The organism is Rubinisphaera margarita (assembly GCF_022267515.1).
Taxonomy (GTDB): domain Bacteria; phylum Planctomycetota; class Planctomycetia; order Planctomycetales; family Planctomycetaceae; genus Rubinisphaera; species Rubinisphaera margarita.
On sequence record NZ_JAKFGB010000009.1, the window covers coordinates 840,060 to 857,450 of the forward strand.

Genomic DNA, 17,391 nt, shown 5'->3' on the forward strand with positions numbered 1-17,391 from the left:
AAAGAGGTCACAGAGAGTCGGGTCAATGCCCCGGTGCTTCTGAAACCTCAATGCTTCTCCACTCAAGCGCCGCCTAGTCCACCTTGGTGGATTTCTCTCCGGCTTCGATCTTCATTCCGGCGGCCCAGTGGATGCCGTTCTTCAGGAGCTTGATGAAGGTCGGGTGCTTGAAGTCGTCGACGTTGCCGAGCGATGTGTAGAACGACCGGCCGCCGTCTGCTCGTTTGAAGGTCCAGGCGACCGGTTCTTCCGGATGGCCTTCGATTTCAGCGTACATCAGCGGAGTGGTGCCCGGCTCAAGCGGCATCACCTTGTAGAGCGACCAGCCCTGTGGGAATCTCTTACTGCGATCGATCCCTTTCAGGATCGGCGACTTCACGTCCTCGTCAACGCGAACAGTCGACTTCAAATCGTTCTTGTAGTGGTTGTGGTAGTTGCCGCCAAAAACTTCCTGATCCCAGCGCTCCCAGTCGGCATAGCCTTCCGGGGGTGGCTGCTTGATGTAGAAGGCATGGCTGGCGGTGCGGATGCCGACAATCGGTTTTCCGCTGGCGACGTAGTCGCGAACGATCTGCATATCGGCTTTCGGCAGGACCCGTCGACGGACAGAGAAAAGAGCGATGTCGGCGTCCTGAAGCTGCTCGATGCCCGGGATCAGATTCCGATCGTCATCGGCGGCGAACGCGAAGCTGACGCGGAAGTCGTCGCTGAGATGCTTCTCGGCAAACGGCGGCAGCGTTTCTTCCGTCTTGTACTCCCCTTCCGCGATCACCATTAACAGGTTCGGACGCTTGTCGCCTTTGAACCGAAACGGCTTGCCGCCGATGAACTGATTGCTCGTGATCGTCGGACAGACGAACTTCTCGATGTGAGAAATGATCAGGTCCGTTCCGGCGAAGTGACAGACGTAGGGAGCGGACGCCGGGTTGTACATGGTGTCGGTCATGTCGCGGAGCAGGACGGCGTTCTTGCCGTTGCGAACCATCTGCCGCAATCCGAACGGGCGCCCGAGCACGCACATGTTGGTGTGCACGCCGGCAACGATGACGTTCTTGATTCCGCGATCTTCGAGAATGCTCCAGACTTCATCGCCCTTGTCGGAAATGAAATCGTGCTTCGCAACAATCCTGATGCCTGGATGCTGCTTCTGCCAGGGTCGTTTCGGATTCCGTTGCTCGGCTTCGAGGCGGGCAAGCCAGGTTTTCTTCTCTTCGGGGGTGTCGTCGTTGCCGCCGTCGGTCTGGTCGATCGGGTACTGCCCCGCTTCCTCGGCTGGAATCTGATAGCACCATTTGGTGATCTCTTCGGGCAGGTTGTCGGCTTTGGGCTGCGATGCAGCTCGCTGACGAGACGGGTGATCGGCGTAGGCATCCATGCAGCCGCTCGGTGCGTGAATGATCGTCACACCCTCGGCTCGCGCCTTGTTGACGGTCTCGTTCAACCGGGGCACGAACTGTTCGAGCCGTTTGACGGCGTTCCAGCAGGTGTGCGAATCCCAGACGTCGCACAGAATGAGAGCCGTCTCTTCGGGCTTCCAGTTCTGTTCTTCGATGGTGCGATGAAACCGACCGGAGCCGGGGCTGGTCTCGTGTTGAGACCGCAACTGCAGCTTCAGCGGCTCGGCACTGAGAAGCGAAGCGGGCAGAAGAACAAGTGAAGTGAGCAGGAGCAGACGGCAGATCATGGGCAATCCCTCTTCTGAGTGTGGCAGGAGATTCGAGAATACCCGATTGGCCCAACCGTTCCAAACGAACCGTCGGTTCGCTCCAGCTCCGAGCAGTCCGGGTTGGCACAGAGATTGATCTCTGGGTTGCGAAAGCAACAGGAGGCTTGTCTGACCGCTTTCCGCAGCGCTTGACGCGGCTCGCGCACAAACGGGATACCGCGCAGATGAAGATCTTCTGGGGCACCTCTGCCGGGGAGTTACGAGCAGTTCGACAAAGCTGGTCATTACTGAGGAATGTCTGGGCCACCGGAGGGAAGTAACGTACGAAATTGAGTTCCGCTATTCCGGTCACTTTTCCCGGCTCGCAAACGTGGATAGACTGCTGAAATACGTGATCTTCCTGATCGATAATGAACGAAGAGTCAGATAGAAGAAGTAGAGTTTCATGACGTCAGCGACTGCAGCCGCACTTTCCTGGAATGAACTGGCCGACGCGGTTCTCAATGGGGAAACGATCGACGAGGCGACTTGCCAGCGGATTCTGGATTGCCCGAACGAAGAGTTGCTCGGTCTTCTGCAGGCGGCTTACCGGATTCGCCGGCAGCACTTCGGCAATCAGGTTCAGCTCTACTACCTGAAGAACGCCAAGAGCGGTCTCTGCCCGGAAGATTGCGGCTACTGTTCGCAGTCGAAAATCTCCGATGCTCCCATCGAAAAATACGCCTGGCTGAACGAAGAACGTCTGCTCGCCGGCGCCCGTCAGGCGGCCGACAATCAGGCCAAGACGTACTGCATCGTCGCCAGCGGACGTGGCCCGACGAATCGCGAAGTCGATCATGTCGCCAAAGTGGTCCGCCGCATCAAGGACGAACTCGGTCTGCACATCTGCTGCTGCCTGGGACTGCTGAAGCCGGAACAGGCTCAGACTCTGGCCGATGCCGGCGTCGATCGCATCAATCACAATCTGAACACGTCCCGCGAGTACTACGACAAGATCTGCACGACGCACACCTATCAGGATCGCATCGATACGCTGAAGATTGCTTCGGAAGCCGGCATGGAACTGTGCAGCGGCGTGATTGTCGGGATGGGCGAAACCGATGACGACCTCGTTCGCGTCGCCGGGGAACTTCGCGAGTTGAACGTGAAGTCGATTCCGATCAACTTCCTGACGTCGATCGAAGGAACTCCGCTCGAGAACACGTCGGAACTGTCGCCGCAGAAGTGTCTGAAGGCGCTGTGCCTGTTCCGCTTCGCCAATCCGACGACCGAAATCCGCATCGCTGGCGGTCGGGAAGTGCATCTGCGAACGCTGCAGCCGCTCGGCCTGTATCCGGCCAACTCGGTCTTTGTCAGCGATTATCTGACGACCAAGGGTCAGACGCCGTCCGAAGACTATCAGATGATTACCGACCTCGGCTTCGAAGTCGTGACGCAGGGATTCGAGTCGGCTGAGTCGGAAGCGGTTCGCTAGAGCATATCGTTCAGAGGAGCGGACGCTTGAAGGAGCCTCAGAAGGGAACGGGCTGGCTGTGGGTCTACGTCGCCGTCTGCGTTCTCTACCTCGGGGCGGGGATCGGCACGCTGATCGCCGTCATTGTGACGCAATTCTTCTGAACCTGGCGTCTTAACTCACTGTCATCTCCGTCTACAATGAACGTTGAGTTCCCTCGGGGCTCAACGTCGCTAACCCGCTATCGCAGCGGTTGACCATAGACAGGAGATTGAACCATGACGACCCGCTATTTCGAGACCGATCTGAACTGCAATAAATGCGTTTCCAAGGTGACGCCCTTCCTGGACGAAGATCAGGGGGTCGCTGAGTGGGCGGTCGATATCAACGATCCCCGCAAAGTGCTGAAGGTCTCCGGGGACAACGTGAGCCCCGATCACATCTCCACGCTGGTGGAGAAATCGGGCTTCCATGTGAAGCGGGAACTGCAGGTCGATGAGCCGGAGCATGCGGCAACTGCTCATCAGCATCACGATCGTCAGGCGGAGTCCGAAGGCTTTCAGCTGAAGACGTACTATCCCCTGCTGTTGATTGTCGGCTTTCTGCTGCTGATCACGGGACTCGTCGAATTCCGAGCCGGTGAATGGGTGACGATGCGGGCGATGTCGACCTTCATGGGCGGCTTCTTCCTCGCCTTCTCGTTCTTCAAGCTGCTCGATGTCCGCGGCTTCGCGGATGCCTTTACCTCCTACGATCTCGGAGCCCGGCACGTTCCCGACTATGCGGTTGCCTATCCGTTTATCGAACTGGCGCTCGGTATCGCCTATCTCACGAACTTCCAGCCGGTGGTGACCAATGCCGTGACGCTGTTCGTGATGGTGCTGGGGCTGATCGGCGTGAGCAACGCCCTGTTCAACAAGCGGACGATCCAGTGTGCCTGCCTCGGCACGGTCTTCGATCTGCCGATGTCGAAGGTGACCTTCATTGAAGACGCCACGATGGCCCTGATGGCCGGAGCGATGTTGTGGCATCTGCTCGGGTAGGCCGCCAATCTGCTCGCGTACAAACTGGATGCTGGGCGGACGAAGCCGTCGGAGGATGCATCAGTCGCGTGGCTCAACTGACACCCTTTCACCGGGCGTACGCCTATGGAATCACCCACGTCCAATACCGCTTCGCCCACGGCTGCGCCGCCCCGAAAGAATCTTTCGGGGCCACCTCCTCGAGGCCGTACTAAACCAGTTCTGGCAGCGGCTGGTATTCCTGGTCGACGAGATACTGCGGGCGGCCGGCGAAGTCTTCGATGGTGATGGCGTGGGGATTGATGCCCATGAACTGGTACAGTGAGGCGAAGACTTCACTGAAGTGGACCGGGCGTTCGGCGATGGTGGCTCCGATGCGGTCGGTGGCGCCGATGACCTGACCGGTGCGGAAGCCGCCCCCGGCGAGGAGTCCGCCGCCAACCTGCGGCCAGTGATCGCGGCCGGCATCGGCGTTGATGCGAGGCGTGCGACCGAATTCGCCCCAGGCAACCACAGCGACATCGTCGGCCATACCCCGTTCGTGCAGTTCTTCAATCAGCGTCGCCAGTGCCTGATCAAACTGGGGCAGATGGGTTTTCTTCATGCCGTCGAAGTTGTTGCTGTGGAAGTCCCAGCGGCCGAAGTTGAGCGTCACCACGCGGGCTCCCGCTTCAACGAGACGGCGGGCCATCAGAAAATGCTCCGGGTTCGTCGGGGCCCCGTCGCCATAATTCTTCGGGCTGCCGTTCCGCCCGTAACGCTCACGGACTTCGGCAGGTTCTTTGGAGATGTCGAGGGCATCGGCGAGTTTGCTCGACGTCAGAATATCGAAGGCCTGCTGGTTGATTGTGTCCATGCCGTCCATCATGCCCGAGGCGTCGATGTTGCGGCGGAGGTTATCGACGGAAGCCAGCAGTTCCTTGCGGCGGGAAAGTCGCTCCCCGTCGATCTGACCGAGGACCATGTCTTTTCGCGAGGGGCCCGACGGGCGGAATGCGGCGTGACCGACGCCGAGAAAGCCGGGATGTCCGGGTGAACCGTACGGAGGATGTCCGGTATCGGGTGAGAGGCCCACGAACGCCGGCACGGATGGATTGGTTGGTCCGAGCACCTTGGAAACGGTGGAGCCGAGTGAAGGCCAGCCGCCCGGCGGCTGGTTACGGGTCGTGCGGCCGGTGTAGCAGATGAACGAGTCGTGAGCACCGTTGGGAGAACCGTACACGGAGCGAAGCGGGACGCACTTGTCCATGATCCTGGCCAGGTTCGGCAGATGCTCGCAGATCTGCAGGCCGGGGACGCTGGTGTCGATCGGGCGGTACTCGCCGCGAATCTCCGAAGGGGCGTCCATCTTCATGTCGTACATGTCCTGATGAGCCGGAGCTCCGCACATGTAGATCATGATTATCGATTTTTGCGACTTCTGAATGCCGGCAGCCGCCTCGGCGGCAAGCAATTGCTGCAGGCTGAGCCCGCCCAGTCCGAGTGCTCCAATTTTGAGAGCGTCTCTGCGGGAAACTCCGTCACACAACGTCTTACCGTGGCCCGTAATCTTGAGCATGCAATGAATCCTGTTCAGGAGGCGAGGACTTCGTGGAAGTCGGTATCAGGACGCTCGTTGGTGCGGCAGGCAAAGCCGGCGGGACCTTCACATTACCAGTTAGATCGGCGATATTCAATGTGAAGCTGGGGAGAATCGCCTGCGCCCGGAGAAAGCGTTGTTCTTCCTGGAAGACGCGGAAAACACCCAAAGTCCCTGATCGCAGGACATTCGGAGGGCCAGTCGGAGCCGATCCCCGGCTGGCGGTATGAAAATCTTGAATCGATCTTGACCTGTTCGGGGAATTTCGCGAGATTCCCGCGCCACACTCGCCGCAGGATCGCGCGAACTGCCCGTCTCTTCTCGCAAACCGTCCTGTGGATCCTCCTTTCTGAAGATAACAGGGACAGATCGTGAATCCTGTATTCATCGCATTACCGGCGATCGTCCTGGCGATCCCTTTTGTCGCCGAGGGCGCCGTTACCGTCGAATCTGCTGCAAGCACATTGGACCGTAATTCCCGACCAACTTACTTCGGACTTCATGAGGAGTTCGAGGTCGTAGTGCGAGGGCAGACCCCTCAAACGTATGACCTCGGACCCGGTGCACAGCCGCAGATGGCTCCGTTCGATCCGAACGCCGCCGGCGGTGCGTACGGAGGCGGAGGAGTTTACGGCGGGGGAGGAATGGATCCTTACGGTCAGCCGCAGGCGATGCCGGGCTACGACCCGTTTATGGCGTCTCCGTATGCGGGAGCGGGCGGCGATCCGTTTGCCGGACCGCAGGGTTACGGCGTCGTTGGACCGCAGCCGGTCCGCTTCGGTTGGACGACCCATTACGACTTCGCTTACATCTCGAATGCCGATCTGCAGGATGACCCGGCCAATCCGGGCGGCCCCGGCGATGTGACCGTCTACGAGTACAATATCCGCTTCGACAACGTTGTGCAGTCGCCCACGGGATGGATCTGGAAGCACTCACCGGAGTTGAACTTCACTCAGATCGATTTCAACAATATCGAAGAAACGCGGTTGCCGGTCGCCACTCAAAATGGCCTGGCCCGCATTTCCGACAACTACTACCGCATCGGCTATCGCTTTGAAACGACCTCGCCGCAGTACGGTCCGGTCAGCTATCGCTTCGGATTTACCCCAGCCGTTGCGACCGATTTTCAACGCCAGTTGAATTCGCAGGCATGGAACTTCGATGCCGACGCAACCGCGTATTTCCGCACCTCCCCCAACCTGATGTGGGTTGCCGGGGTGTTGTACTGGGACCGGGCTGAAGATCACATCCTGCCGAATGCCGGGGTGGTCTGGAATCCGAACGAGTTCTGGGAAATCCGGGCGACCTTCCCCAAATCGCGTGCCGAGGTGTTCATCGGAACGCCCATGGGAGTGGCCACCTGGCTGTACGCCGGAGCCGAGTACGATATTCAGTCGTGGCAGGCCGGCGAGATCGATGGCACCGATCCGCAGCTGCAGATCGAGGAATGGCGAGCCTTCGCCGGACTTCGCTGGGAAGCCTGCACGTGGGAATCGTATCTTGATTTCGGATACGCGTTCGACCGGAAATGGAGTGTGCACGGACTGAGCAGTGTCGCCCCGCTGCACCCGGACGACGCGTTCATGATCCGGGCTGGAATCGAATTCTAATTCAACACAAACCCTTTCGCTCTGGGCTTTCTTTCATGTCGACTTCTCCTGCGGCCATCATTCTTGCAGCCGGCAAGAGCACCCGAATGAAATCGGAACTTCCGAAGGTGCTGCACAAAGTGTGCGGCAAGCCGATGATCGAGCATGTCCTCGACGCCGTGCGGCAGACCGGAGTCACGAAGATCGTGGTTGTCGTTGGGCATAAGGCCGAGCAGGTCAGTGGGGCTCTCGATCATCACGACGATGTCGAGTTTGCTCTCCAGGCCGAACAGAAGGGAACCGGTCACGCCGTGATGATGGCGGAAGTCGCCCTGAGAGATCACACCGGCCCGGTTCTTGTTCTCGCGGGTGATACTCCCCTGCTGAAGGGAGGTTCGCTCAAAGGGCTTCTGGATGAACAGCAGAAGAACGAAGCGGCTTGTGTGGTCGGTACGGCCGTCACGGCGAACAACGCCGGTCTCGGGCGGATTGTTCGCGATGACTCCGGTAAGTTCCTGCGAATCGTCGAGCACAAGGACGCTTCATCGGAAGAGCTGAAGATCGAAGAGATCAACACCGGTTGCTTCGCGTTCGATGGCCCCGAACTGTTCAACGCATTGAAGGAACTGCGTCCCGAGAATCAGCAGGCCGAGTACTATCTCACCGACTGTGCCGAGATTCTGCTCAAGCAGGGCAAGACCGTGCTCGCCGCGAACCGCCTCGATATCCAGGAAGCGATGGGCGTCAATACCCAGGATCAGCTCTCCGAAGTCGAAGGCGTGATGAAGCAACGCAAAGCCGGCTAAGAGCCTATCTGGTAACCTCTTTACATTCGTCTTCGCAATTTCCGTCAGAACTTCGTCAGCCTCCAATCGTCCATGCTCGCATGGACTCAGTCGGCTTCCTCGCCCTGGCGAGAATTCCTTCGACTTGGTGTCACGATAGGTTTTCGGATAGGCTCTAAGCACCCTGTTGGAGTGGAGCGAAAGGCAGGGTCCGCTGGACGGACGCATATTGCGTTTCGCTCGAAGACTCACGGCATCATTGTTTCAGCATCGCTTCGGAAGCAATGAGAGTCCACTCTGCGTACCACACGCTTTCCAGGCCTATCTTCCGAGGATTCGGACTGTTCCACCAGAGTTGAGTTTCTCGACGGTTTCCCGCCAGAGCTTGTCTTCGAAGTGGCGGAATATCTGCGGGCGGGCGTCTTCGAGGCTCAGCTGGCCGGGAATGACTTCGTCGATGTGCAGCAAATGGACGCCGTATTTGCTACGGAACGGCTCGCCCATGGAACCCGCGTCGGTGTCGAATGCCGCTGTGGCAATTTCCCGCGGCATCTGACCAGTGTAGGCGAACGTCCCGAGTTTGCCTCCGTTGTCTGCGCTGGGCGATTCCGAATGCTGGCGGGCGGCTTCGGAAAAAGTGAGCTCGCCGGACGCGATCTTCTTGCGCAGATCGGTGAGTTGTTGAAGCTTCTGCTCCGCGTCCGCTGACGACGCTTCTTTGGAAAGCTCGAGAAAGATCTGACTCGCTGTGACCCTGGTGCCGTCGAGTCGGGTGCGGTTCTCATTGAAGTAGTTCCGGATCTGCTCATCGGTCACAGCCTGCCGAACATAACGTTGCCAGGCCAGGGACAACTCGAGTTCTTCTTCCAGATCCTTTCTCGTGATCTGAAGTTTCGCGAGGGCGTCGTCGGCTGAACCTTCCTGAGCCAGAACGCGATCGACCACTTTCATCTGACTTTCGAGCTGAGACTGCGGAGCGGTGACGCCTCGGGAGCGGAGGAACTGGCGAATCAGACTGCGTTCAACGAGCCGATCCAGCATCGTGGAGTAGGTGTCGGCGGAACCCTCCTTGAGAATGCCTCGCATCGCCAGCGCCTGTCGGACGTCGGTGTCGGTGATGCTCTGTCCGTTCACCATCGCCACGACTTTTGGCTGGAAGGCGGCTTGAGCCTCAACGGGCGGTCCGAGCAGGCAGACCGTGAGGCAGAACGCGGCGATCCAAAGATGGGTTGGGAACGGAACGGGCATTCAATCCTCCTCTTTTATAGTCTCAAAACTGGCCAGACTTTCAGGGTTTACCCTCTTCCGGCCATGGATCAAAATAACTACAATCGCTGATGCGTTCCAGCGCGTCTGGAGTTTCAGCGAAATCACTCAGGACAGAGGGCCGATATGCGACGGGACGTTGCGCTGATACTCGCCGGCGGTAAAGGAACCCGGCTCGAGCCATTAACGCGAGAGCGGGCCAAGCCAGCCGTTCCCTTTGGGGGAAGCTATCGCATTATCGACTTCACGCTGTCGAATTGTCTCAACAGTGGACTCCGTCGCATCCTCGTCCTCACTCAGTATAAGGCCGCCAGCCTCGAACGTCATATCAATCAGGCGTGGCGGTTCCTTTGCCGCGAACTCGACGAATACGTCGACGTCCTTTCCCCGCAGCAGCGGCTCGATGATCAGTGGTATCAGGGCACAGCCGACGCAGTCTACCAGAACATTTACACGATCGAGAAAACCGAGGCCGACAACATCCTGATTCTCTCCGGCGATCACATCTACAAGATGGACTACGCCGAGATGCTCGACCAGCATGCCGAATCGGGGGCCGATGTGACAATCGCCTGTCTGCCGGTCTCCCTGCGGGAAGGGCGGGACTTCGGCGTGATGTCCGTCGACGGGAACGGTCGAGTCACCGAGTTCCAGGAAAAGCCACGGGAGCCGCAATCGCTGCCCGATGACCCTGACCATTGCCTGGCCTCGATGGGAGTTTACGTCTTCAAAGCCGACTTTCTTTACGAGCAGCTTTGTCACGATGCCACCATTCGCGGCAGCTCACGCGACTTCGGCAAGAACATCATTCCGCGGATTATCGGCGAGTATCACGTTCAGACCTTCCCGTTCAAAGACAAGAACACCGGCAAGTCGGCTTACTGGCGGGATGTCGGAACGCTCGATTCGTACTTCGCGGCGAACATGGATCTGGTTTCCGTTGATCCCCAGCTGAATCTCTACGACGAGACCTGGCCGATACGCAGCTATCAACCTCTGTCGCCGCCCCCGAAGTTCGTTTTCGCGCAGACGGACGGTGATCAGCCGCGCGTCGGGACCGCACTCGACAGCCTGGTCTGCTCCGGCTCAATTCTTTCCGGCGGCCGGGCCGAACGTTCCATCATCTCGGCCAATGTCATTCTCCACAGCTGGGCCAGCGTCGAAGATTCGATTCTGTTCGATCACGTCGAAGTCGGACGCCACGCGAAAGTCCGCCGAGCGATCATCGACAAGGGCGTGGTGATCCCGCCGGGGATGACGATCGGCTACGATCCGGAACAGGATCGCCGGAATGGATTCACAATCACCGAAGACGGAGTCGCCGTGATCGGCAATGTCGGCGATCTCGCCGAGTTCTGCAGTTGAGACTCAACTCAACGAGGGCGAAGCGATTCATCGATTGCGTAGAATGCTCGCCGTAATCGGTTCAGCGTTGTCCAGCGGCGAGGTCGGGTTGGACGACCATGCCAGCATGATCACTCGTCTCCGGTCACCCCCGAAGCTCGGTCTCATGGGGAACATGACCACGCGCAGTCTCTCGCGACCATCCTCAGTTCATCGCGTGATCATCCGTTATCCGTTTCAAACCGGTAAAGTTTGACCAGATTCTCCAGTCTTCCGGCGAGGAGCGAGTGAAGACGTTCGGACTGCACGCATTTTGCAGGAAAATTGGATTTCGCCTGCGCGAGGTCGATATACTTAATGGGGAAATATGCTGGGGCGCGGAAAGTGCGCAAGCTCTGTGGCTGCGAGTACGAACTTGGCGAGATCCAGAACGTCTCTGGCTGTTGCGATTCGTGATGTGGCGACGTACTGCTGAGGCCACGGATGTTGAAGACCGATTAAGAACGCGCGAGACGGAAGCCAGGGCCGAACCGATGCCGCTGAAAACCGAAGAAGTTGAAGAGCCCGTGCTCAATCTGACGCCGATGATCGACATCGTGCTGTTGCTGATCATCTTCTTTATGGTCGGAACCCGCTTTTCAGATGCTGAGCGTCAGTTCGAGATCGAACTGCCAACTGTCTCTAACGCCCTGCCGCTGACCGACCTGCCCGATGAAATTGTTGTCAGTATCGCGAAGTCGGGGGAGATGTTCCTCGGCGAGCAGGCGATCACGCTCGAAGAACTCGAATCGCGACTGCAGCAGGCCAAAGAACGTTACGCCGATCAATCGGTGATTGTTCGCGGCGACGCAGCCGGCGAATATCAGAACGTGATGGATGTGCTGGCGGTGTGTCATCGCGTCGGGATCACGAATCTTTCGCTGGCGAACCGGGTGGCTGAGGAGGATGGTTCTTGACCTACCTCTCCGATTTCTACGTCTGGGTTGCCGGACATTTGAACGTCCCGCCGGAAGCCGTCGAACAATGGCTCTGGGGAGGGCTCGTTCTCGGCTTCATCTTCTCGGCCGTCCATCTGCTGACGATGCTGGTCACCCGCTGGGGCGATCATCATGCGTCTTCGAAGTCGCTGCTGTTTTCGGTGCTGATCCATCTCAGTTCCGGCGTTGGCGTGATCGCGCTGGCCCCGGCTCCGGTCCGCGAGAAAGTCGTTCGTGATCTCGAGCCCATTCGGATCCAGGATGTCATCATTGCCGGCTCTCAGCAGACGCGAACCGATGCACCCGGCAATACGCCGATCTGGGAATCAGTCCCTTCGCTCAAGAACCCGATTCAGTCGAGAATGGAACGGGAAGAGTTTCGGACCACGCCCTCGGTGGCACCCGAACGTAAAGTCGACGAGCCGGTCACTTTGACACCGGAGATCCCGGAATTTCAGCCGATCACGAAACCGCAGCAGGAGCAGCCTGAACTGGCCATGGCGGCTCCCACACCCCGGGAAATGCCGGTTGCAACGATGCCAGAAATCGAATCGCCCGAAGTTCCTCCCATTCCGTCGCCGGATCCGCAGGGAACTGACGCCGATGCCCCGGATCGCACGCGGACTCAACTCCCGCGGAGCATGGTTCAGTCGGAAGACATTCAGCGTCCGGAAGCGGGCGGCAGCGATCGCATCGCCACGACCTTCATGGAACAACAGCGGCTTCGCGTACCTGATATCGAGCGAGGCCCTCGTCCTGAGCTTCCCAATCAGGGCGATATCGCCGAGACCGTGGAACGCAGACAGACCCCTCAGCAGAGTGCTCCCGATGAGATTCTTTCCGGCGAGCAAATGGTGGCCGGTGAGGGAACCACGCAGCCGAACATGACCGAGAATCGAGTGCCGACGCGTTCCCAGCGAACCGGCGACGCTCCGCCCAATGAGATGACGACGCCATCGCGAAACTCCGGACCACTTCCCGAAACCAGTCTCGATCCTGCTCCCGCCATGCCTGCTCCACGGCTGCCGGGTGAAGACGAGGTGCCGCGACTGGCCGACCTGCCCGCTCCGAATTTCGATGCCGTCCGGCGTGATCAGTCGGCTGAGATTCCGGCGACGTATCGACTGCGCGATCTGGCCCGACGGAAGGAGATCGCCCGACAGTTCGGCGGTACCGATGCGTCCGAAGAAGCCGTCGAACGGGCTCTGGCCTGGCTGGCGAGTATTCAGGAGACCGACGGCTACTGGGATGGCTCGAAATGGGGCTCGGGAAAGATTGAAGTCGACGAGCAGGGCATCGATCGTCAGAAAGCCGGCGTTGAAGCCGACACGGGTTTAACCGCGCTCACGATTCTCGCGTTCCTGGGAGCCGGCTATACGCAGGAAGAAGGCAAGTACGCCGCCAACGTTTCCAAAGCGTTGCAATGGCTGATCAGTCAGCAGCGGGAAGATGGTTACCTGGGCGGGAAAGCGACCCGATATGCCGGCATGTACTGTCACGGCATGGCGACCTACGCACTGGCCGAAGCATACGGCATGCAAAATGAACGCCGCGTGGATGATGGACTCAGCCAGGCCGTGATGAAGGGCGTGCAGTTCACGATCGCCATGCAGAACGAGGATGATGGCGGCTGGCGTTATCTTCCCGAGTGGTCTGGAGATATGAGCATGTTTGGCTGGCAGTTAATGGCATTGAAGAGTGCCGAGATCGCCGGCGTTGCCATTCCCGAAGAGGCCCGCAATCGGATGATCAAGTTTCTGGTCGATCGCTCGCTGGGGGAACGCAAAGGGCTCGCAGCTTATCATCCAGAATACGGTCCTGAAATCACGCCGGCGATGACCGCCGAGTGTCTGTTCTGCAAACAGATGATGGGCATCCGTCGCAGCAATCCTGCCAGTCAGGAAGCCGCCGCGTATCTGCTCGCCGAGGGCAACGCCCCGAAAGCGATCGAGCCGAACCTCTACTACTGGTACTACGGGACCCTGGCGATGTACCAGTTCGGCGGAGCGGAATGGGAGAAGTGGAACGAACTTGTACGTGGTCTGCTGATCGCCAAACAGCGCAAGACCGGCGAACTGGCCGGCAGCTGGAATCCCGACGGCCCGTGGGGCGGCTACGGCGGCCGCGTGTATTCCACGGCTCTGGCAACGCTGTCCCTCGAAGTCTACTATCGCTTCCTGCCGCTGTATCGCATTGGCGATGCGGTCGAGGAGTAGGGGACCGTTTAACGTTCGCGCTTCAAAACAATCTTCTCTCCATCCCAGATCTTCGCTGGGCCATCGGAAGGGAGCCTTTGAATGCTTTTGCCTTTGGGGATGTTGAGTCCACTCAGCTGGAATGTGTCTCCTGGAAGTGGGCCGTTGAGGGAGTGGATGACCAGACGGCCTTCTTCGCTCGCGAGCGTTTTGTTCCCTACGCTTTCCGTCGAAGTATAGCGAGTCGGGAACCATAGGCCGGATCGCCCCCATTCTTCGACCTTCAATTCGAGGTTCTCCGTCAGGTCGAGTGGCTCAAAATAGCTGCGGACTTGAACCGGGGCGTAGCTGCAGGAAGGCGCGAACCAGAAATCGCACTGGACTCCGCTTTCGAGATCAAAGCTCACACGCAGGCAATCGATCTCGTTCACTGTTTCCTCGGCGATTTTTTTCTCATTGGCCGCCAGATCAAAGATTGTGCGTATGGGTATTCCGACACTGGCCCCGGAAGAATGAAAGCCGAGCGTTCTCAGATCGTAACGGGTGAGGGCTTCTTGCCAGTCGGGAACCGTTCGGCGGGGATCACTGTCGAAGTTGATCGCCCGTTGACCCGAGCCAAGCATGTTGCAGAAGCAGATGGAGCGCGTTCGCGTATAAACGTTTCGCTCCCAGAACGTATCCTTCGTCAGTCCTGGAAAGCGGCGGGCCTGCGTGTATGGGTAACGCAGATCGACCCGGAGTTGTTCGCCGTGCAGATAGTAGTGGCCCAGGTTCGTGCGGCCTTCTTCCGCAGTTTCTCCGTAATTGAAAGCAACTTCGATCTCGTAGTCCGTGATTGCCAGGCGATTCTGGATCGCACGATTAATGACCTCGTCTGCCGTCGGTTCTTCCGCACTCAGGATGCCTCCTGAAGTCGCGAGGATAAACAGTCCGGCGAGAACTCTGAAGAAGCTGAAAACACGAAACGTGTGCATGGAGAAACCTGCTCCTGGGGAATCCGATGGCGAAGTGTCATGGCGTTCAGTGCGAAAAGGGTATTACAGCAGGTCGGTCGACGTCGATGCGAATTTTGTCTCCGGCCGGACGTGCGGGAAATGATCCGTTTCGAATATCGGCTCGGACGCTATTTTTAAGGGCTCGATTCTGTCACAATTCCTGCGACGATTCTGGTCAATTGGATACAAAATACCCCTTCAGGTTGAGGACAAATGGCAAAGCAACTTATTTCCAGTGGTTCGGCATGGGAAGGCAAGATTGGTTATTCGCGGGCAGTGCGGATCGGGAATCTGGTGCACGTTTCCGGAACCACGGCGACCAACGAAAAGGGCGATGTCGTCGGAATCGGCGAACCAGCCGAGCAGGCGGAATACATTCTTCAGAAGATCGAAGCAGCTCTGAAGGATGCCGGGGCTTCGATGAACGATGTCGTGCGGACGCGGATGTATGTCACGCGGATTGATGACTGGGAATCGATCGCGCTCGCCCACGGCAAGTACTTCGGTGAGATCCGCCCGGCGACCACGATTGTCGAAGTCAGCCGACTGATTAATGCCAATCACCTGGTCGAGATTGAAGCCGAGGCTATCGTCGAAGGCTGAGACAGGCACACGGCAGACGCAGCGAGAAAGGCGGCTCGAATTGATCGAGCCGCCTTTCTCGCGTGAGGAGGGTCAGGTCTTGCTATCGGAAATGAGATTGAAATCGGGAGGAGCAGCGTCGGGGCCGACCGAGTACTTCAGCTCGCTGCGGGAGTTGTACTTTGCCGGGATGTACATCTCGCCGATCGGAGCCGGTTCGCCATTGCTGTGGTCAAACTTTCCGGGAATCGGCCGCGAGGCGATGATCTCGACGCGCATTTCGCCGGGAAGAGTTTCGATATTGAACGCCCCGTTCGTGATCGGGCCGCTGTAAACCCGTCCTTCGCCGTCGAGCATCCGGAATGTGATGCGACCTTCTTTCAGCGGAGCTCCTTCCCAATGGACGGATCCGGATGTTTCAAACATCTCGGGCCCAGTGGCGGAGCTGCAGCCAGTCAGTCCCGTCACCACTGTGACGGCAAACAGCAGCAGTGTCATTGGAGTTTTCACGGTCAGTCTTCCTGAGTGCGGGAATGAGCGGACAGGTGGGATTGGAGCAGGAACCTGCCGTTTAGAGCAGTTTATTTTTGGTGTAACCGTTCGGTCCGCGAAAGATGCAGCGTTTCAGGCGATTCAACGCTCACGCGCGGACTTACTGTAGAGCGATCTGCTCTAGAACTCGCCGAGTACTTCTCCGTCCTGAATCTGTCCCAGGTAACGGAAGGTAAGGCGATCGATGTTCTCGGAGATGAACCGGGTCGATCCATCGGCCAGCGCGAATTGAGCCCCTCCCTGATGATGACTGCGGGCGAAGTTGTAGCGTCCGCTGAGACCATCGGCGTTCCCGTTTTCACACGGAGCATTGGGGAAGGTCGTGGACTTGCAGGAGTAGACCCGGTCGGGAACGGTGGTATTCGGCGTCTCTGCGGTCGAGAATCCGAAGGAACCGTGAGGGGCTCCTCCCCAGTAGCCTCCAAGGCCGCCCCAGCTTCCGCCGGTCGAGCCGCGAATGATGCCTTCGCCCAACATCAGGGTGTTGGATGTTCCATCGCGGACGTCGCGAAATTTGGTCGACGAACTCTGGTAGAACAGCCCCGTCGTCTTGCTTCCGGTCAGTCCGATCGGAATGCCGTTTGAGTCGACGTCGCCGCCCGCGCAAACGACGTAGTTGCCCTGGAATCCGTTGTCGTTCCCGCAACCGCCGGTCGCGGGCCCCGAAGGATCGGACGGGCACATATAAACGTCGACCGGCGTCCCGGCCAGCGACTTGGGAATGTAGAAGACATACTCGGTGGTATCAGCTTCGTAGATGTCTGAAAGGGCTCCCTGTTCAATGAATGGCAACAGCCGCTGGAAGAAACATTCACGACGATGAGTCGCTCCGGAAACTTCGCGCTGCCAGCCATAAGGGAAGACCGAATGGGCATCGTGGTAATTGTGCATCGCCAGGGCGAGCTGCTTGAGGTTGTTCTTGCAGGAGGATCTGCGGGCCGCTTCGCGAGCCTGTTGCACGGCCGGAAGGAGCAGGGCAACAAGAATGGCGATAATCGCGATCACTACCAGTAGTTCAATAAGAGTGAAGGCCTGGCGGCGGAGGCGGGCGGGGAGCAGGGTCATCTCAACGTGCATAATGAATTCCTGGAATAATGTGTTGAGGTGGGATCTCAGTCGCGGAGAAGCGAGGTGTGATCTTCAGTGAACGCAGTGGATGACTGAGAAGGCACATCGCGTGCCAACCTGAGGCGGCTCAGTCGCGTTCCGGAAACGGGGCTGCTCAGGTCCCTGATTTCCAAGACTATTACGGCATCGTGGCGCAAATGCCTTCTGGATAAGAGCAAGACTTGCCGATGCGTTGGCCCTTCAGATGAGAATCAAACAGGCAGCGATCGCGCAGCAGACGGGCAAGCGTAAACGGTGTTCAGCACGGTAGATCCG

General features: G+C 58.6%; 14 protein-coding genes. 8 read left to right on the forward strand and 6 right to left on the reverse strand.

Going from position 1 to position 17,391, the window contains the following annotated elements; translation table 11 throughout:
* Nucleotides 1-73 precede the first annotated feature (73 nt).
* Entirely contained in the window at nucleotides 74-1,684 is a 1,611-nt protein-coding gene (locus L1A08_RS06585; RefSeq protein WP_238755521.1) for an isochorismatase family protein, read from the reverse strand.
* Between the two features lie 427 nt (nucleotides 1,685-2,111).
* On the opposite strand from L1A08_RS06585, the gene bioB reads away from it, so the two are divergent.
* Both bioB and L1A08_RS06595 read left to right on the forward strand, forming a co-directional pair.
* Nucleotides 2,112-3,140 (forward strand): biotin synthase BioB, encoded by a 1,029-nt coding sequence (gene bioB / locus L1A08_RS06590; RefSeq protein WP_238755522.1) that lies wholly within the window; start codon nucleotides 2,112-2,114, stop codon nucleotides 3,138-3,140.
* A gap of 257 nt (nucleotides 3,141-3,397) precedes the next feature.
* Nucleotides 3,398-4,162, forward strand: a complete 765-nt coding sequence (locus L1A08_RS06595) for a heavy-metal-associated domain-containing protein (RefSeq protein ID WP_238755523.1) — start codon at nucleotides 3,398-3,400, stop codon at nucleotides 4,160-4,162.
* 190 nt (nucleotides 4,163-4,352) lie between these two features.
* On the opposite strand, the gene L1A08_RS06600 is transcribed toward L1A08_RS06595, so the two are convergent.
* Nucleotides 4,353-5,699: a DUF1501 domain-containing protein gene (locus L1A08_RS06600; RefSeq protein WP_238755524.1), complete on the reverse strand. Its 1,347-nt coding sequence runs from the start codon at nucleotides 5,697-5,699 to the stop codon at nucleotides 4,353-4,355.
* Between the two features lie 596 nt (nucleotides 5,700-6,295).
* Between L1A08_RS06600 and L1A08_RS06605 the strand changes: the two genes are divergently transcribed.
* The gene (locus L1A08_RS06605; protein WP_238755525.1) at nucleotides 6,296-7,333 is read left to right on the forward strand and encodes a hypothetical protein; all 1,038 of its coding nucleotides are present in this window, start codon (nucleotides 6,296-6,298) and stop codon (nucleotides 7,331-7,333) included.
* Nucleotides 7,334-7,368: 35 nt separating this feature from the next.
* Nucleotides 7,369-8,118: an NTP transferase domain-containing protein gene (locus tag L1A08_RS06610; RefSeq protein WP_238755526.1), complete on the forward strand. Its 750-nt coding sequence runs from the start codon at nucleotides 7,369-7,371 to the stop codon at nucleotides 8,116-8,118.
* A gap of 300 nt (nucleotides 8,119-8,418) precedes the next feature.
* On the opposite strand, the gene L1A08_RS06615 is transcribed toward L1A08_RS06610, so the two are convergent.
* The gene (locus tag L1A08_RS06615; protein WP_238755527.1) at nucleotides 8,419-9,345 is read right to left on the reverse strand and encodes a peptidylprolyl isomerase; all 927 of its coding nucleotides are present in this window, start codon (nucleotides 9,343-9,345) and stop codon (nucleotides 8,419-8,421) included.
* A 105-nt stretch (nucleotides 9,346-9,450) separates the two neighbouring features.
* Between L1A08_RS06615 and glgC the strand changes: the two genes are divergently transcribed.
* From glgC to L1A08_RS06630, 3 genes are all read left to right on the forward strand, one after another.
* Nucleotides 9,451-10,728, forward strand: a complete 1,278-nt coding sequence (gene glgC / locus L1A08_RS06620; protein ID WP_261362783.1) for a glucose-1-phosphate adenylyltransferase — start codon at nucleotides 9,451-9,453, stop codon at nucleotides 10,726-10,728.
* Nucleotides 10,729-11,162: 434 nt separating this feature from the next.
* A complete protein-coding gene (locus L1A08_RS06625) occupies nucleotides 11,163-11,663 on the forward strand; it encodes an ExbD/TolR family protein (RefSeq protein ID WP_238755529.1) in 501 nt (166 codons plus the stop codon).
* A complete protein-coding gene (locus L1A08_RS06630; protein ID WP_238755530.1) occupies nucleotides 11,660-13,900 on the forward strand; it encodes a prenyltransferase/squalene oxidase repeat-containing protein in 2,241 nt (746 codons plus the stop codon). The genes L1A08_RS06625 and L1A08_RS06630 overlap by 4 nt, the downstream gene beginning before the upstream one ends.
* Nucleotides 13,901-13,908: 8 nt before the next feature.
* On the opposite strand, the gene L1A08_RS06635 is transcribed toward L1A08_RS06630, so the two are convergent.
* On the reverse strand, nucleotides 13,909-14,853 hold the full coding sequence (locus tag L1A08_RS06635; RefSeq protein ID WP_238755531.1) for a hypothetical protein: 945 nt from the start codon (nucleotides 14,851-14,853) through the stop codon (nucleotides 13,909-13,911).
* Nucleotides 14,854-15,087: 234 nt separating this feature from the next.
* On the opposite strand from L1A08_RS06635, the gene L1A08_RS06640 reads away from it, so the two are divergent.
* On the forward strand, nucleotides 15,088-15,477 hold the full coding sequence (locus tag L1A08_RS06640) for a RidA family protein (RefSeq protein ID WP_238755532.1): 390 nt from the start codon (nucleotides 15,088-15,090) through the stop codon (nucleotides 15,475-15,477).
* Between the two features lie 72 nt (nucleotides 15,478-15,549).
* On the opposite strand, the gene L1A08_RS06645 is transcribed toward L1A08_RS06640, so the two are convergent.
* Both L1A08_RS06645 and L1A08_RS06650 read right to left on the reverse strand, forming a co-directional pair.
* Nucleotides 15,550-15,966 (reverse strand): hypothetical protein, encoded by a 417-nt coding sequence (locus L1A08_RS06645; protein ID WP_238755533.1) that lies wholly within the window; start codon nucleotides 15,964-15,966, stop codon nucleotides 15,550-15,552.
* A 162-nt stretch (nucleotides 15,967-16,128) separates the two neighbouring features.
* A complete protein-coding gene (locus L1A08_RS06650) occupies nucleotides 16,129-17,085 on the reverse strand; it encodes a DUF1559 domain-containing protein (RefSeq protein ID WP_238755534.1) in 957 nt (318 codons plus the stop codon).
* Between the last annotated feature and the right edge of the window lie 306 nt (nucleotides 17,086-17,391).

Coding starts and splice junctions, on each gene's coding strand:
- L1A08_RS06650 (WP_238755534.1), bottom strand. CDS start 17,085: ATGCACGTTGAGATGACCCTGCTCCCCGCCCGCCTCCGCCGCCAGGCC.
- L1A08_RS06625 (WP_238755529.1), top strand. CDS start 11,163: ATGTGGCGACGTACTGCTGAGGCCACGGATGTTGAAGACCGATTAAGA.
- L1A08_RS06615 (WP_238755527.1), bottom strand. CDS start 9,345: ATGCCCGTTCCGTTCCCAACCCATCTTTGGATCGCCGCGTTCTGCCTC.
- L1A08_RS06605 (WP_238755525.1), top strand. CDS start 6,296: ATGGCTCCGTTCGATCCGAACGCCGCCGGCGGTGCGTACGGAGGCGGA.
- L1A08_RS06600 (WP_238755524.1), bottom strand. CDS start 5,699: ATGCTCAAGATTACGGGCCACGGTAAGACGTTGTGTGACGGAGTTTCC.
- L1A08_RS06635 (WP_238755531.1), bottom strand. CDS start 14,853: ATGCACACGTTTCGTGTTTTCAGCTTCTTCAGAGTTCTCGCCGGACTG.
- L1A08_RS06585 (WP_238755521.1), bottom strand. CDS start 1,684: ATGATCTGCCGTCTGCTCCTGCTCACTTCACTTGTTCTTCTGCCCGCT.
- bioB (WP_238755522.1), top strand. CDS start 2,112: ATGACGTCAGCGACTGCAGCCGCACTTTCCTGGAATGAACTGGCCGAC.
- L1A08_RS06595 (WP_238755523.1), top strand. CDS start 3,398: ATGACGACCCGCTATTTCGAGACCGATCTGAACTGCAATAAATGCGTT.
- L1A08_RS06610 (WP_238755526.1), top strand. CDS start 7,369: ATGTCGACTTCTCCTGCGGCCATCATTCTTGCAGCCGGCAAGAGCACC.
- L1A08_RS06640 (WP_238755532.1), top strand. CDS start 15,088: ATGGCAAAGCAACTTATTTCCAGTGGTTCGGCATGGGAAGGCAAGATT.